Genomic DNA, 16,191 nt, shown 5'->3' on the forward strand with positions numbered 1-16,191 from the left:
CCTTCGTAGTCCTGGTTCGCGGGTTCGGGGCACTCACCATGTCAGCGCCCCCGACCCCGCCTGGCCCCAGCCCGCCTGGGCGGTTGCGGCCTGGCCGGTGCCGGTGGCCGGACCGCCTGTTCGAGCACCCCGTCGGCCCGCCACCGGACGAGTTCCCCCGTGGGATGGAACAAGGTGCTGGGATCGCCGAGCAGGTCCTGCCCCGGCTGGCCCGGCACGGCGAGGAACAGCTGCCCCACCGCCCCGATCGGCACCGGCCGAAGCTGGGCGTCCAGCACGAGCGCGTGCACGTTGCGCAGCGGCCTGCCCAGTGCCGATTCCCCTTCACGTGCGGTGTGCACCAAAGCCGAGCGGTACTCGGTTAGGACCTCGCACCGGGTGGCCCGTTGGATTTGCGCGAGTTCCGCCGAATCCAGTGGCGGCCCGGTAAGGACGAGCCTGCGCAGGGCGGGCAGCCCCGCGAGGTCGACCCCGCGCAGCTGCTCGGTGGTGGCGATCAGGTGCGTCACCCCGGCGGCCCACAACTGCCCGGTGAGCTCGCCGCTGGCTGTGGCCACGAGCGCGGTGTGGCCGTGCAGCAGCGCGAGGCAGAGCGCCCTCGGCCCGCCACCCAGGTCGCAGACCACCTCCGTGCCGTCAGCGCCGAAGCCGTGCTCGGCGGCCACCGCGAGTGCGTTGTCCACCAACCATTGCTCGGCCGGGATCTCCTGCTCGACCCAGGACAGGTCGACCAGTTGCCGGTAGGTCAGCCGGTTCTCCCCGTGCACCACCGCGATCGCCTCGGGTGTCCGCGCGGCCTGCGCGCGCACGAGCTCGGCGACGGTACCCGGGCGGTCCAGCCGCTCGGCCCTGCCCAGTGCGAGCAGTTCCCGGTCCTGCTCGGGCGTGGTGCAGCTCAGTTCGGCCAGGGGCCGCGCCACGGGCTCCGCCAGCTGGGTGAGCAGCAGCTGGTAGGCCCGCACCAGTCGCCGCACCGTGGACCGCTCGAACAGGCTCACCGCGTAGGTGAAGGTGCCGACCAGGGTGTCCGCACCGTCGTTGATCTCGGCGCTGAGGTCGAACCGGGTCACGATCTCCTGGTCCTCGGTGGCGCGGCGCTCGTCCAGCGGGTGCGTGCGCAGCGGGGCCGCGGGCCCGGCCTGGCCCCCGCTGTCGTGGTCGGCCGCGGTCTCGGCGAAGGAGTGCACGTCGAACCACACCTGGAACAGCGGGTGCCGGCCCGGGTCGCGGGCCAGCCCGAGCTCGGCCACCAGCCGGTCGAAGGGCAGGTCCTGGTTCTGCTGGGCTTCCAGGACCCGGTCGGCGACCCGGACCACGGCGGTCGCGGTGCTGTCCTGCTGGTCCAGCCGCAGGTCCAGGGCCAGCGAGTTGACGAAACAGCCGATCAGGTCGTGGGTCTGCGCCTGCTGGCGGTTGAACACCGGCACACCGACGACCTGGTCCTGCTGCCCGCTGAACCTGGTGAGCACCAGGTACCAGCCGGTGAGCAGCAGGCTGAACAGGCTCACGCCCAGCTGCCGCGCCCGCTCGCGCAGCGCCAGCGAGACCTCCCGGTCGAACTCCGCGGTGATGAACGCGCCGCGGTAGTCCACCGCGGCGGGGCGGGGGTGGTCGGTGGCCAGCGCGAGCGGCCGTGCGCCGGCCAGCCTGGACCGCCAGTGCGCCACGAGTTCGGCCAGCCGCTGCCCGCTGATCTCGCGGCGCTGCCAGGCGGCGAAGTCCCGGTACTGGATGCTCAGCTCCGGCAGGTTCAGCACGGCGGGCTCCCCCGCGGCCTGCCGGGAGAAGTACTCGTAGAACTCGCCCAGCTCGGTCAGCAGCAGATCGGCCGACCAGCCGTCGAAGGCGATGTGGTGCACGAACAGCCCGAGCGCCACCTCGCGGTGCTCACCGGTGCCGGTGCGGTAGAGCCGCGCCCGGAACGGGACCTGGGTGGCCAGGTCGAACCGGCGCTTGACGTCGCGCTCCACCTCCGCGCGCAGGGCCCCGGCGTCGGCCAGGGACACCTGGTCGACGGTCAGCGGCGCGTCCTGGACCGCCAGCACCCGCTGGTACGGCTCGCCCTCGGCGTCCTCCTCGACCAGGGTCCGCAGCACCTCGTGCCGCTCGTACACCGCGAGCACGCTGCGCCGCAACAGGTCCAGGTCGGTGCCGGGCAGCACCTCGTAGATCAGGTGGATGTTGTACGCGGTGGTGCCCTGCTCGTAGCGGTCGATGAACCACAGCCGCTGCTGGGCGAAGGACAGCACCTGCTCGGTCTCGGCGCGGGCCGCCAGCTTCCCGATCACGCTCGCCGGGCGGCCGCCCCCGGACAGGCCGCCGACCAGGTCGGCGATGGTCCGGTGCTTGAACAGCGCGGCGATGCTGATCTCGGCGCCCAGCTCCTTGCTCAGCCTGCCCACCAGCTTGATCGACAGGATGCTGTTGCCGCCAAGGCCGAAGAAGTCGTCGCGGACCCCGATCCGGTCCTCGGGCACGCCGAGCACCTCGGCCATGACCACCCGGGCGGTGGCCTCCTCGGCGGTGCGGGGTGGCACGAAGTGCTCGGTGGCGGCCAGTTCCGGCTCGGGCAGCGCCTTGGTGTCCAGCTTGCCGCTGATCGTGCGGGGCAGCGCCTCCACCCGGACCAGCGCGGTGGGGATCATGTACTCGGGCAGCTTGGCCCGCAGGTGTTCCAGGACCTCCGCCTCGACCACGGCCGCCGCGGACACGTAGTAGCCGACGAGGTCGGTGTCCGCCGACCCGGTCCCGCGCTTGCGGGCCACGACCGCGGCCTGCCGCACGCCCGGGTAGCCCGCCAACACGGTCTCGACCTCGCCCAGCTCGATGCGGTGACCGCGCACCTTGACCTGGAGGTCGTTGCGGCCCACGAACTCCAGGCCGCGGTCGGGCAGCCAGCGCACCAGATCGCCGCTGCGGTACAGGCGGTCGTTGCGAACCCGAGGTGAGCCATCCTCGTTTTCGGCGGCGAACGGGTTGGCGATGAAGCGCTGCTCGGTCAGCTCCGGCCGGTTCAGGTAGCCGGGGGCCAGTCCCTCGCCGCCGATGAACAGCTCGCCCACCGCGCCGACCGGGACCGGGCGCAGGTGCGGATTGAGCACGTACCCGGCGACGTCGGGCAGCAGCGGGCCGATGTCGGTGGAACTGGTGTCGGTGTTGTCGTACAGCTTGGCGCAGGTGAACACCGTGGTCTCGGTGGTGCCGTAGCCCGCGGCCAACTGCGGCTTGCGGTGGTCGTAGCGGGCGAACCAGGGCGCGAGCAGCGGCACGTTGAGCGCCTCACCGCCGAAGAACACGTAGCGCAGATCCTCGACCCGCTGCCCCTCCTCCTTGCCCAGCGCGACCTCGGCGAACTGGAAGAAGGCCGTCGGGGTCTGGCACAGCACGGTGACCCGTTCGCGGCGGCACAACGCGTGGAACAGGTTCGGGTCGCGGGTCTCCTCGAAGGTCGGCACCACGAGCCGGCCGCCGTAGAGGAAGGCGCCCCACTGCTCCCAGACGGTGAAGTCGAAGACGTAGTTGTGGAACAGCGTCCACACGTCGTCCTCGCGCAGGTCGTAGACCAGCTCGGTGGTGCGGAAGAGCCGGACCACGTTGGCGTGCGACTGCGGCACCCCCTTGGGCGTGCCGGTGGTCCCCGAGGTGAACAGCACGTAGGCGGTGTCGGCGCTGGTGACCCCGGTCGACGGGGTGTGCAGCGGCTGCTCGTCGAGCAGGTCCTGCACTGCCGGGTCGTCCACGGCCAGCACGCGGACCGGCGGCCGCACCTGCGCCACGAGCTCGGTGAGCCGCTGCGCGTGCCTGCGGTTGGTGACGATCGTGCGCGCCCCGGTGTCGTCCAGGATGAAGGCGATCCGGTCGTCGGGGTAGCTCGGGTCCACCGGCACGTAGCCCGACCCGGCCTTGAGCACGCCGAGGATCGACACGACGATGTGGTCGCTGCGGTCCAGGCACAGCAGGACCAGTTCACCCGGCCCGGTCCCGGGCTCGGCGAGCAGGTGGTGGGCGAGCTGGTTGGCCGTCTCGTCCACGTCCTGGTAGGTCAGCCGCCGCCCCTTCCAGACCAGGGCGTCCTTGTCCGGCAAGCGCTTGGCCTGCTGCTCGAACAGCTCGTGCAGCAGCGCGTCCGAGTCGTGCGCGGCGCGTGGGGCGCTCCACCCGTGCACGATCTCGCGGTGGCGCGCCTGGTCCAGGTAGGTCAGGTCCGCCACGCGCAGCGGGTCGTCCTCGGTGAGCCCGGCGAACTGGCGCAGCACGTGCAGGTAGGTCTGCCCGAAGCTGCCCGCCGTGGACTCGGTGAACAGGCTCGTGGCGTAGTTCAGGTCGCAGCGCAGCCGGTCCCGCGAGTCGTCGACGAAGATGCTCAGGTCGAACCGCGCGACGGTGTAGAGTATCGCGGTCTCCTCGGAGGTCCGCAGCACCGGCGTCGCGCTCCGCGTGCCGCGCGGTGCGGCGCCGAAGCCCTGCACCCCGAAGGCCACCTGGAAGATCGGGTGCCGGCTGGTGTCCCTGGGCACGTCCAGCCCGTCGACCAGTCGCTCGAAGGGAAGTTCCTGGTGCCGCAACACCTCCAGGACCTCGGCGGCGGTGGCCCGCACGTAGTCCAGCACCGTGCTGCCCGGCTCGACCCGCGAGCGCAGCGGCAGGGTGTTGACGAAGAAGCCGACCAGGTTTTCCAGCTGCGGGTGGTCCCGGTTGGCGAAGGGCACGCCGACGACCACGTCGTCCTGGTTGGCGAAGCAACGCAGGGTCAGGTAGTAACCGCTGAGCAGCAGGCTGAACAGGCTGACCCGCAAGCGCTTGGCCAACTCGCGCAGCGCGCCGGACACCTCGGCGTCCAGCTCCAGGTGCAGGTTGGCGCCGCGGTAGTCGGTGCTGTCCGGCCGGGGGTGGTCGGTGACCAGCTCCAGGGTGGCGAACTCGGCGAGCTTGTCCCGCCAGAACCGCAGCAGCTCCTCGGTGCGCTGCCCGGTGAGGTGATCACGCTGCCAGGCGGCGAAGTCCCGGTACTGCAACGGCGGCACGGCCGGTTCGGGGGCCGTCCGCTCGGTGCGGGTGCAGAACGAGGTCAGGTCCGCCAGCACCACGTCGGTGGACCAGCCGTCGAAGGCCACGTGGTGGATCACGAAGGACAGGTACCGCTCGCCGCTGCCCGCCAACTGGTAGAGGTGCACCCGCAACGGGGCCTGCGTGGCCAGGTCGAACACGCCCTGGGACTGCTCGCGCATGTGCTCGTGCATGGCGGCGCGGTCGGGGACGTGCACCGGGTCCAGCGCGAGGTCGACCTGGTCCAGGTCCAGCACGACCTGGTAGCCGCTGCCGTCCTCGCCCTCACGGATGAGCGTGCGCAGGATCTCGTGCCGCCGCACCAGATCGGCCACGCCCTCGGCCAGGACCGCGGTGTCCACCCGGTCGTCGACGGCGAAGACCAGCGGCAGGTTGTAGGCGTTCGTGCCGCCCTCGAACTTCTCGATGAACCACAGCCGCTCCTGGGCGAAGGACAGCACCTGGTCCTCGGGGCGTTCGGCGCGGGCCGGGGTGATCGCCCGGTCGCCGCCCCGGCCGCCCAGCTCGTCCACGAACTCGCGCACGGTCCTGTGCCGCAGCAGGTACTCGACGGTCACCGGCAGGCTCAGCTCGCGGTTCACCGCCGCGACCAGCTTGATCGACAGGATGCTGTTGCCGCCCAGCTGGAAGAAGTCGTCGTCGATGCCGATCTCGTCCACGCCGCGGCCCAGCAGCCGCGCCACGATCACGCACAGCCGCTCGTCCAGCTCGCCACGGGGCGGGGCCGCCGCGCGCGAACCGGGCAGCGCCGGGTCGGGCAGCGCCTTGCGGTCCAGCTTGCCGCTGATGGTCAGCGGGAGCTCGTCCAGCGCCACGTAGCTGGCGGGCACCATGTGGCCGGGCAGGGTCTGGCGCAGCTGCCGGTCCAGCTCGGCCGGGTCCAGGTGCTGATCCGCCACGTAGTAGCCGACCAGCACCGGCTGCCCGAGGCCCTTGGCCACGACCGCGCACTGCCGCACGCCCGCGCAGCGGGACAGCGCGGCCTCCACCTCGCCCAGTTCGATCCGGTGCCCGCGGATCTTGACCTGGAAGTCGTTGCGGCCCAGGTACTCCAGCTCCCCGTCGGCCCGCAGGCGAACCAGGTCGCCGGTGCGGTAGAGCCGCTGCGCGCCGCGCCGCACGAACCGCTCGGCGGTCAGCTCCGGCTGGTTGAGGTAGCCGCGCGCCAGACCCACGCCGCCGATCAGCAGCTCACCGACCGCCCCCACCGGCACGGCGCGCAGGTGCGCGTCCAGCACGTGCGCGGTCTCCCCCGCCAGCGGCAGGCCGAGGCCCACGCCCTGGCCGGTGTCGGCCTCGCGGTGCCGGTAAAGCCTGGAGGTGGACCAGATCGTCGTCTCGGTGGGCCCGTAGACGTTGACCACGTCCAGGCCGCGGGCCAGCGCCCGGTCGAGCAGTTCCCGGCTCAACCGCTCGCCGCCGACCAGCAGCAGGGTCGACTCGGTACCGGTCAGCCGCTCCAGCAGCACATCGCAGACGCTCGGCGTGACCTGCACGAAGTCCAGGTCCCGGCAGTCCAGGATCTCGGGCAGGTCGGTGGCCAGGTCCACCCGCCCGCCGGTGATCAGCGGCAGCCCGTACTCCAGGCCGAAGATGTCGAACACGTGGTTGGTCAGCGCGCAGGTGCTGACCTGGTCGTGTTCGGCGAAGTGCCGCTGCCGCACCGCGTCCAGCAGCGCGCAGAACGACCCGTGCTCCACCATCACGCCCTTGGGCAGACCGGTGGTGCCCGAGGTGTAGAGCACGTACGCCAGGTCGGAGCCGCTGACCGGCTCGCGGTCGATCGCACGGTCCGCGACCGCACCGAGAGCGGTCACGTCCACGGCGACCGGGAACCGGCCCAGGTGCGCGCCGGTGGTGAGCACGACCCGGGTCCCGGTGTCGGCGAGCACGTGCGCGATCCGGTCGGCCGGGTAGCTCGGGTCCAGCGGCACGTAGGCGGCGCCCGCCTTCATCACCGCGAGCATCGACACGATCAGGTCGAGCCCCTTGTCCATGCACAGCACGACCAACTCGCCCCGCCGCACGCCGTGCTCGGCCAGCAGCAGACCGGCCAGGCGCTCGGCGCGCCGCTCCAGTTCCAGGTAGGTCAGGGCCTGCTCACCGCAGGTCACGGCGACGCGCTCGGGGGTAAGCGTGGCCTGGGCGAGGAACCGCTCGGGGAAGGACAGCTCGGTGGCCGGTTCGGCCGCGGGCGGGGCGAGCGCGGCCTCGACCCGCGCCAGGCCGTCGGCGTCCAGCAGCGCCAGGTCCGCGGTCGGGCGCTCGGCCTCGGCCAGCACCTGGTCGAGCAGGTGCCGCTGCACGGCGAGCATCTGCTCCACGTAGGTGCGGTCGAACAGCTCCTCGGCGTAGCTGAGCCGGAAGTCGATCGCCGCCGGGGTCTCCGACACGATCGCCGCGAGCGGGTAGTCCAGCTTCTCGTACTCCCCGTCGAAGCTCGTCCGCAGCCGGGCCTGCCAGCCGTCCTGCGCCAGCTTGGGCCAGTTCTCGTAGATGAACAGCGTGTCGAACAACCGCCCGCTGCCCTCGTGCAGCCCGGCCAGCTCCGCGGCGCTGTGCGCGTTGAACTCGTTGATCTGCCGCTGGATCGCCCTGATGTCGGCCAGCACCGTCTCGGCGGGCTCGGTGTGGTCGACCACCAGCGGCAGCGTGTTGATGAACAGGCCGACCGAGTTCTCGATGTCGTTGACCGGGATGCCGCGCCCGGACAGCACCAGGCCGGAGATCGTCTGCGTGCTGCCGCCGTAGGCGCGCAGCACCTGGTGCCACAGGTGCAGGAACAGCGCGTTGGCGGTGGTGCCCGACTCCTGGGTGAGCCGCTTGAGCGCGCCGTGCCGCTCCTCGGCCACCTGGAAGCTGATCTCCCGCATGCGCCGCGTGTACCGGGTCTGCTCCACCTGCACGCCCTGGGCGCGCGCCTGCGGGGTCAGCAGCCCCTGCAGGTCCATGCGCTGCTCGTGCCCGGCCAGGTAGTCGCGCCAGAACCCGGCGTGCTCGCCGCGGTGGCGTTGCAGGTACCGCTGGCCCGCCGCGTAGCCGTAGTCGGGCGAGGAGTCCACCGGCCTGCCCTCGACCAGGTCCTGGTACGCCTCGTGCACGTAGTTGAACAGGACCGTGTTGCTCCAGCCGTCCAGGATCGCGTGGTGGCTGCTGAACAGGCAGGTCAGGTGCTGGTCGTGCCGCTTGACCAGGTACACCCGGAACAGCGAGCCCGCGGCGAGGTCGTAGGGCTTGGCGCGGTCGGCGTCGAGCAGTGCGCGCAGCGAGGCCTCCTGCTCGGCCGGGGACTGCGCGCTGTGGTCGAGCAGGGTCCAGTCCAGGCTGCCCCGCACGTCGATGATCTGGACCAGGTCCTCCTGCCAGCCGAAGCGCAGCCGCAGGCTGGCGAACCGGCGCTGCGCGCACCGCCAGGCCTCGTGCAGGGCGGCCACGTCCATGCCGACGTGGTAGCTCCAGGTGGTCTGCACCGTGTAGGCGTCGTCGAACCGCCCCTGGGTCACCGCCTGGTAGATGAAGCCCTGTTGCAGGCTGTTGGCCAGGTGGACACCCTCCACCTCGCGCTCGCGCTGGATCTCGTCCAGGTACTCCGCCGAGACCACGTGGTCCACATCGGACGGTGTGAGGTACCCGCGGTCGGCCGCGGCCAGGTCCTCGACCAGTGCGACCAGCGCCTGCCGGAACCGGTCGGCGACCAGCTGCCCGGTCTCGGTGCCGAGCTTGTTGACGATGGTGAAGCTCAGCCTGCCGTCGAGCACCATGCCGTTGATGGTCATGATGTTGCCGTCCCGGTTGTCCGGGTGCACGGCCTGGCCGGCGGGTTCCCTGGTGATCCGCCAGGCCCGCGCGTCGGCCGGGTCGTCCGCGCCGAACTGGCCCAGGTAGTTGAAGTTGATCCGCGGCAGCCGGGAGCTGTCGTAGCCGCGGCAGGGCCCGTAGCCGATGCCCTTGGCCGGGACGGCCCGCAGGGTCTCCTTGATCGTCCGCAGGCTGTCCTGCGGGTCGGGCCGCGCTTCGAGGCGGACCGGGAACATGGTGGTGAACCAGCCGACCGTGCGGGACACGTCCAGCCCGGGGTCGATCTCCTCCCGGCCGTGCCCCTCCAGGATGACGTGGTTGACCCGCTGTCCGGTCACCTCGGCCAGCGCGTGCGCGAAGGCGGTCAGCAGGATGTCGTTGATCTGCGTGTGGTGGGCGTGGTTGCTGCCGCTGATCAGCTTGCCGGTGGTCTCGCGGTCCAGCTCGAACCCGGCCACGGTCCTGGTGTCCTCGCTGTGCACCAACGCCCGCAGCGCCGCATCACCCCCACGCGCGAACTCCTCGTCCACCCCGGCCCAGTAGTCCTGCTCGGCGGGGTTGTGCCGGGGGTACTCGGCCACCGCCCGCGCCCACTGCCGGTAGCTGCTGGCCTGCGCCGCGGGCTGCTCCCCGTGGTAGAACGCGCGCAGGTCCTCGGCGAGGATGCGCCAGCTGACCGCGTCCACCACCAGGTGGTGACAGGCGATCAGGACGCGGGCGGTGCCGTCGGCGAAACCGCTCACGTAGCCCACCCGGTACACCGGGCCCTCGGCCAGGTCGAAGTCGCCCTGCCAAGCCGTCAGCAGCTCGGTGAGGTCCTCGCTGGTGCCGACCACCAGCTCGGTGGGCGTGAAGTCCCCGGCGTAGTACTGCTCGGCACGCCGGTACCTGAGCCGGAACCCCGCGTGGTGCTCGCCCAGTGCCCGCACGGCGGCCCGCAGGCGGTCGAGGTCCAGTTCCGGCGTGGCGACCAGGAAGGCCTGGTTCCAGTGGTCGGGGCGGGCGAAGTCGTTGTCGAAGAACCACTGCTGGATCGGCAACAGTGGTGCGGGGCCGGTCAATGCGCCCGTCTCGGTGCGGACCGGTCCGTCCCCGTGCCCGCCGCCCGGCTGGCGGGTCGCCAGGAAGTCGCACTGCTTCTCGATCGTGTTGCGGTTGAGCACCTCGTCGACCGGGATGTGCACGCCCAGCCGCTGCCGCAGCCTGCTCAGCAGCTGGATGGCCACGATGCTGTCGCCGCCCAGCTTGAAGAAGTCGTCGGTGACACCGAACTTGCGGTCACCGGTGTTGAGCAGTTCCGACCACACCTCGTGCACGGTGTTCTCCAGCCCCGTGCGCGGCGCCACGTAGCTGTCGATCGGGTTCAGCCGCGGCTTGGGCAGCGCGGCCCGGTCGACCTTGCCGTTGGCGGTCAGCGGCAGGGCGTCGAGGAACACGTAGGCGCTGGGCACCATGTACTCGGGCAGCGACTGGGCCAGGAACTCGTCGAGTTCGGCGTCCGAACAGCCGAACTCCCCGGCCACCACGTAGGCGACCAGGCTCTTGACCTGCTTCTCGGCGCCCTCGGTCAGCGCGAGCACCACCGCCTGCTCCACGTCGCCGTGCTGCTCGACGGCCTCGCCGACCTCGCTCAGTTCCACCCGGTAGCCGCGGATCTTGACCTGGTCGTCGTTGCGCCCGAGGTACTCCAGCTCGCCGCCGGGCAGCCAGCGCACGAGGTCCCCGGTGTGGTAGATCCGCTCGTTGCCGCCAGCCAGCCGCTCCTGCTCGGTGCGGAACGGGTTGTCGGTGAACCGCTGCCCCGTCAGCTCGGGCAGGTTGAGGTAGCCCCTGGCCAGCCCCGCGCCGCCGATGCACAGCTCGCCGACCGCGCCAACGGGCAGCAGCGCGCCCTGCTCGTCGACCACGTAGCCGGTGACGTTGCCGTACAGGCGGCCGATGTTGGGCTCCGCGCCGGAGGAGGGGTACACCACGCTCAGGCAGGTCCCCACGGTGGCCTCGGTCGGCCCGTACTCGTCGAGCACCACCAACGCCTGCTCCGGCCGCTTCCTGATCCTGCGCAGCACCCCGCGGCCCATCTTCTCGCCACCGAGGACCACCCGGCGCAGCTCGGTCTGGTGCACCGAGTCGGCCAGCAGCCCGAAGTAGCCGGGGGTGAGCTTGGCGAAGGTGACCCCGGCCTCGACCAGGTGCGCCCGGTAGGCGTCCAGGTCCTGCACCGGCCCCTGGTAGACCGCGACCCGGCCGCCCAGCGCGAGGCAGGCCAGGGTCGTGGTCACGGTGAGGTCGAAGCTGAGGTTCGTCGAGTAGTCGCAGATGTCCTCAGTGGACAGTCCGATCCGGTTCGCCACGTTGCAGATGTAGTTCACCGCGGTGCGGTGCTCGATCATCACGCCCTTGGGCCGCCCGGTCGTGCCCGAGGTGTAGATGACGTAGGCCAGGTTCTCCGCCGCGCACGGCGAGTCCGGCCCGGTGGCGGGCTGGTCGGCCAGCACCAGCTCCACCTCCGGGCCGTCCACCGCGAACACGTCCATTGTGGACAGACGAGTCACCCGCCCGGCGTGCTCCCGGCCCGTCAGGGCCACCGCCGCCCCGGTGTCGCCGAGCACGAAGCCCAGCCGCTCGTCCGGGGTGCCGGGGTCGATCGGCACGTAGGCCCCGCCCGCCTTGAGCACCGCGACCATGCTGATCAGCACGTGCTCGCCGCGGTCCTGCACCAGCGCGACCAGTGCGTCCGGTCCGACCCGGTACCGCTGGCGCAGCAGCGCGGCGAGCCGGTCACTGCGCTCGTCCAGCTCCCGGTAGGTCAACTCCCTGCCACCACAGGTGATCGCGATGGCCTCGGGCCGCTCCCGCGCCTGCTCGGCGATGAGCTGGTGGACCGTCTTGTGCACGGGGTGCTGCACCTGCGTGCGGTTCCACGCCTCGAGGTCGGCCTGGTCCTGCGGGGTGAGCGACATCTGCGGACCTTCCTGGTTCGGGGACTGGCGTCACCCAGGGACGTGGGGACTCGGCACAGCGGATCGGGTCGGACTCAGCCGTCCAGCTTGGGGAAGTAGGACCGCAGGCCGCCGCGGCGGCGGACGTCGAGGGTGCAGCAGTGGAAGCTGCCACCGAAGGAGTAGACGTCCCGGAAGGGCAGCGCGATCACGGAGAAGCCGAGGGTCTCCAGCAGCTTGATCATCGGTTCTTCCTGCTCCTCGCAGATGATGGTCTGCTCGTCCAGGTTGAACATGTTCATCGAGATCCAGTTGCTGACCTCGTCGGGGCGCGGGATCGTGTCGGTGACCGAGGGCACCGCGTCCACGATCTCCCAGCCGTTGTCCTTGAACAGCCGCACGGTGTCGTCCACGGCGGGGCGCTCCGGGTTCATCATCACCAGACCGGGCCGCAGCGGCACCATCGTGGCGTCGATGTGCTGCGGGTGCGGGTCCTTGAACCGGGCGCGGTGGATGCGGAACTCCGGACCGAGCTGCCTGGCCAGCCAGCGGGCGCCGAAGTCGTTGGTGACGATGTCGGGCTGGTAGAAGATGTCCCTGCCGATGCGGGAGAAGCTGGCCGCGTCGAAGCAGGGCTCGAACTCGGTCAGCGCCGGGTGGGTGTCGGCGTCGAAGGGCAACTCGATGGTGGAGTAGTCCTTGGTGTACATGGCATCGGACATCGAGGGCTTGGGCGCGGCCACCCAGCGCGCGCCACGGTTGAAGTAGTCCTTCACCAGCTCGCGGTAGGCCAGGTACTCGAAGAACCGGACCCGCTGGCCCATCGTGGCCTCGATGATCTGGTCACCGACCACCAGCAGCACGTCGCGCGGGCAGGCGCTGGCGTTCTGCCCCTTCACCTCGAAGTCCGGGGTCTTGACCGGGGTCCAGTAGTCCGTGCGGGTCGGGCGGTGCACGGTGATGCCCCGGTCCCGCATGACCTTCGCGAAGTTGTCCAGCTGCGCCTGCGCCGCCTCGATGTCCTTCTCCGCGCGCGGGTAGCCCTCGCGGGTGCGCGCGCTCGGATCCCGCAGGTAGGGGTTGAACGCCGGCTCGAACCCCGCCTTGGCCGCGCCGTAGGCGTTGCCGACGATGACCTCCTCGAGCGGGTCCCACCCGTTGTAGGAGTTCACAACGGGCTGCTGCGAGCCGACCTGGCCGGTGCTGGTCATGGAGCGTTCCCCTCAGTAGGAGCAGACGGGTGCGGTGGACGAGGTCATCCCATCGCCACGACGACCTTGCGGGCCCCCGTGAACGGGGTGCGGCCGTGGGCGAACAGGAGGTTGTCGAGCAGCATGATGTCGCCGCGCTCCCAGGGGAACACGACCTTCTCCTGCTCGTAGGCGGAACGGATGTGCTCGAGCACGTCGAGCTCGATGGCGGTCCCGTCCCCATAGAACGCATTGCGCGGCACGTTGTCCACCCCCAGTTCGTCGGTCAGCGAGCGCTGCTCGTCGACCGCGAGCGCCGACAGGTGGAACAGGTGCGCCTGGTTGAACCACACCGTGTCCGATGTGGACGGGTGCACGAGCGTGGCCTGACAGCGTTGCCGCGTGGTCAGTTCCGGCCTTCCGCCGCCCCAGCTCGCCTGGATGCCGTGCTCGGCGCAGAACTGCTCCACGGCCGCGCGCTGGTCGGTCTGGAAGACCTCCTGCCAGCTCAGGTCGACGCCCGCGGTGTAGTTGCGCACGTAGAGCACGCCCAGGCGCTCGAAGGCCTGCCGCACCTCGGGATCGATCCGCCGGTACACCAGCCTGCTGTCGGCGACCGGGGTGTGACCACCGGTCTCGGCGACCACGGCGCTGTAGAAGAAGATCTTGCTCGGCCACACGTCGGCGTAGGAGCTCTCGTTGTGCATCGGGATGCTCTTGTCCGCCGGGTACTCGGTGGCGGTGTAGAGCTTGCCGCCCAGCTTGGTGCGCGGGGTGGAGCGGTTGACGTAGTCCAGCAGCTGGGGGCTGATCAGCTGCACGGCCTTGTTGAAGTCCGACACGGAGCTGAACCCGAAGTCGCGCAGCAGCACGCCGCCGTGGCTGCTCACCAGTTCGTCGAGGGCCTGGCGGTTGTCCCGCAGCCAGGCGAAGGACTCGGCGCCGCGGCCCGGTCCTCTCAACAGCACCGGTCCCCGCCCACCGGGTGCGACGGTCTCCAACTGCTTGCCAACGGCGGGCAGTGTCATCGTGGGCTCCTCGGTACGGGTCGGCTCGGTGCTCAGACCGCGGCGGCGTCGAAGTAGGTGTTGCGCTCGACCACGAGCAGTTCGCGGAAGCGCCAGAAGTCCGCGAACCGCACGTCCAGCGGCAGGCCCTCGCGGGAGCGCCCGACGAGGCTGCCGCGCACGGCCACCTCGTCCTCGCCCTCGATCAGCGATTCGATGGTGTGCCGCCCGGCGCCGATGATCCGGGTGCGGTGGTAGTACTGCTCGATCGAGGCCAGGCCGGTGAGGGCCTCGTAGCCCGGCCGCCGGTACACCGCGTTCGCGGCGAAACAGGACAGGGCGGCGGGCACATCGCCGTGGTCGATGCAGCGATAGTAGTTGTTGACAACGATTGACAGCGTGAACGGTTTTGAGGTCAGCGTCATCGGTGATACCTCGACAGATCGTGTCCGCGGCGAGCGGAGCATCGTGTTCCGGGCGCGCCGAACTACCGCACCGGTGATTCCGGGCGCACACGGGCGCCGATTTCACGGGTAGCGTTCAGCACGCGCGCGCGTCAGCGACGCAGCCGGGATCGCGCGCGATCCCGTCCATGCGACAAGTACGGCCACGCCGACAGCGAGAATCAATCAGGTCCAGGAAACCACGGTGTTTTCGTCAATGAACCCGAGGATTCCGGAAAGAGTGATTCTGCGGGTTTCGACACTGGTTTCCGGTTCGACGGCGTGCACGTGCGCCCCGTTGAACAGGTACACGTCACCGGGGTGGACCTCCAGCCAGGCCACCTCGATCCCCGCCAGCGAGTCCAGGGGGTAGGGCGAGCCGGTGTAGTGCAGCCCGAGCCGGTGCCTGCTGGCCTCGTCGGGCCGGATGTTCCACACCGCGAGCCTGCCACCAGCACCGTTGTCCAGGCACATGTTCAGCGCCACGATCTGGTGCTCGGCGGCGCGCTGGATCTCGAAGTCCGCCTGCTTGGGTTCGGTGCACTGCCCCAGGTCCTCGTGCGGGGCCAGCGCGTACTCGCTCTGCCCGTGCCAGGACCGCATGATCGCCCGGCTCGCCTCGCGCCCCCCGTGGCTGGCGAGCCTGAACTGGACCCCCTCGGCGGCCAGCGCCTCGGACAACCCCTGGTTCAGCCTGGTCAGCGGGTCGTCGGGCATGTCGAGCACGGCGTCGAGCGCGCCGCGGAACTCGGCGGTCTCCGCGAGGTAGTCCTCGGTGGTCTTGTGGTAGTGGTACGCCCCCAGGTAGTAGCCCGGTGCGTCCGTGCCGCGCGCCCTGCGCGCCGGACTCGCCCAGAACCTCTCGGCCAGCAGTGCGCAGGTCCGCGCGGGAACAACGCCGCGGAACACCACACCGGCCACCCGGCCACGCAACACATCGATGATCGACTCCGGCCGAAAATGATGATGTTCGCGAAATCGGAAGTACTCAGCACCACCCACACGACCTGTGAGCGCGCTGCATTGATCAACAGTCACCACAACCCCCCAGCGGAAATGGTTCCACATTTCGCAATTGGATGCTACGTACGTGCTTCAGGCGAGTCAACCCGGGGTTGAACGGCATTCGGGGGACACCCCACACCGCTCCAGTGACGGAACGTAGTTCCATGCGAACGCTTGACATCGCAACATCGGTCAACTAGGGCGCGCGAAACCTGAGGAACAATTACTTCACCACGCGAATCACAATCAGGACGAGACAAGCAAACCGGCCCGCCTTCGGTGACCGGTGAACCCGTTCCCCGGTCGGGCTACCCTGCCAGGCGTGGACCCCTTGCTGGTGATCGACGCGGCCAACGTGGTCGGGTCCGTGCCCGACGGCTGGTGGCGGGACCGTGCCGCCGCGACGGAGCGGTTGCGCGACCGCATCGCCGACCTGTCCGAGCGCGGGCTGCCCGAGACGGGGGCGCCGGTCGAGGTGGTGCTTGTGGTGGAGGGCAAGGCAAGCCGGGTCGCGGGCTCGCCCACGGTGCGGGTCATCGCCGCGCCGGGGGAAGGTGACGACCGCATCGTGGACCTGGTCCGGGAGCACGCGCCGCGACGGACCTACGTGGTCACGGCCGATCGCGGACTGCGAGCCAGGGTCACCGCGTTGGGGGCGCACGTCCTCGGGCCCAAGTCGATCCGCTGAGCGGGACTCACATTCCCCAGCGCGGGACTCGCGCTCCCCCAGGCGGGACTCGCG

The 16,191-nt window shown here is 70.6% G+C and carries 6 protein-coding genes; 1 reads left to right on the forward strand and 5 read right to left on the reverse strand.

All coding sequences use genetic code 11. The features are described 5' to 3' along the window. Nucleotides 1–41 precede the first annotated feature (41 nt). The 5 genes from KALB_RS30155 to KALB_RS30175 all read right to left on the reverse strand — a co-directional run bounded on the left by KALB_RS30155 (nt 42) and on the right by KALB_RS30175 (nt 15,512). Nucleotides 42–11,825, reverse strand: coding sequence for an amino acid adenylation domain-containing protein (locus KALB_RS30155; protein WP_025359408.1), 11,784 nt, complete (start codon nt 11,823–11,825; stop codon nt 42–44). Between the two features lie 74 nt (nt 11,826–11,899). After that, entirely contained in the window at nt 11,900–13,015 is a 1,116-nt protein-coding gene (locus KALB_RS30160) for a hypothetical protein (RefSeq protein WP_025359409.1), read from the reverse strand. Between the two features lie 44 nt (nt 13,016–13,059). Then, entirely contained in the window at nt 13,060–14,022 is a 963-nt protein-coding gene (locus KALB_RS30165; protein WP_051912920.1) for a TauD/TfdA family dioxygenase, read from the reverse strand. A gap of 32 nt (nt 14,023–14,054) precedes the next feature. Continuing rightward, nucleotides 14,055–14,426, reverse strand: coding sequence for a nuclear transport factor 2 family protein (locus KALB_RS30170; RefSeq protein WP_042222709.1), 372 nt, complete (start codon nt 14,424–14,426; stop codon nt 14,055–14,057). Nucleotides 14,427–14,630: 204 nt separating this feature from the next. Next, nucleotides 14,631–15,512, reverse strand: a complete 882-nt coding sequence (locus KALB_RS30175; protein WP_042220953.1) for a 2OG-Fe(II)-dependent halogenase WelO5 family protein — start codon at nt 15,510–15,512, stop codon at nt 14,631–14,633. Between the two features lie 259 nt (nt 15,513–15,771). Here KALB_RS30175 and KALB_RS30180 point away from each other — a divergent pair, with 259 nt between their 5' ends. Next, nucleotides 15,772–16,137, forward strand: a complete 366-nt coding sequence (locus tag KALB_RS30180; RefSeq protein WP_025359412.1) for a PIN domain-containing protein — start codon at nt 15,772–15,774, stop codon at nt 16,135–16,137. Nucleotides 16,138–16,191 lie beyond the last annotated feature (54 nt).

It is taken from the genome of Kutzneria viridogrisea DSM 43870 (assembly GCF_000525635.1).
GTDB lineage: Bacteria > Actinomycetota > Actinomycetes > Mycobacteriales > Pseudonocardiaceae > Kutzneria > Kutzneria viridogrisea.

Coding starts and splice junctions, on each gene's coding strand:
- KALB_RS30155 (WP_025359408.1), bottom strand. CDS start 11,825: ATGTCGCTCACCCCGCAGGACCAGGCCGACCTCGAGGCGTGGAACCGC.
- KALB_RS30160 (WP_025359409.1), bottom strand. CDS start 13,015: ATGACCAGCACCGGCCAGGTCGGCTCGCAGCAGCCCGTTGTGAACTCC.
- KALB_RS30165 (WP_051912920.1), bottom strand. CDS start 14,022: ATGACACTGCCCGCCGTTGGCAAGCAGTTGGAGACCGTCGCACCCGGT.
- KALB_RS30170 (WP_042222709.1), bottom strand. CDS start 14,426: ATGACGCTGACCTCAAAACCGTTCACGCTGTCAATCGTTGTCAACAAC.
- KALB_RS30175 (WP_042220953.1), bottom strand. CDS start 15,512: ATGTGGAACCATTTCCGCTGGGGGGTTGTGGTGACTGTTGATCAATGC.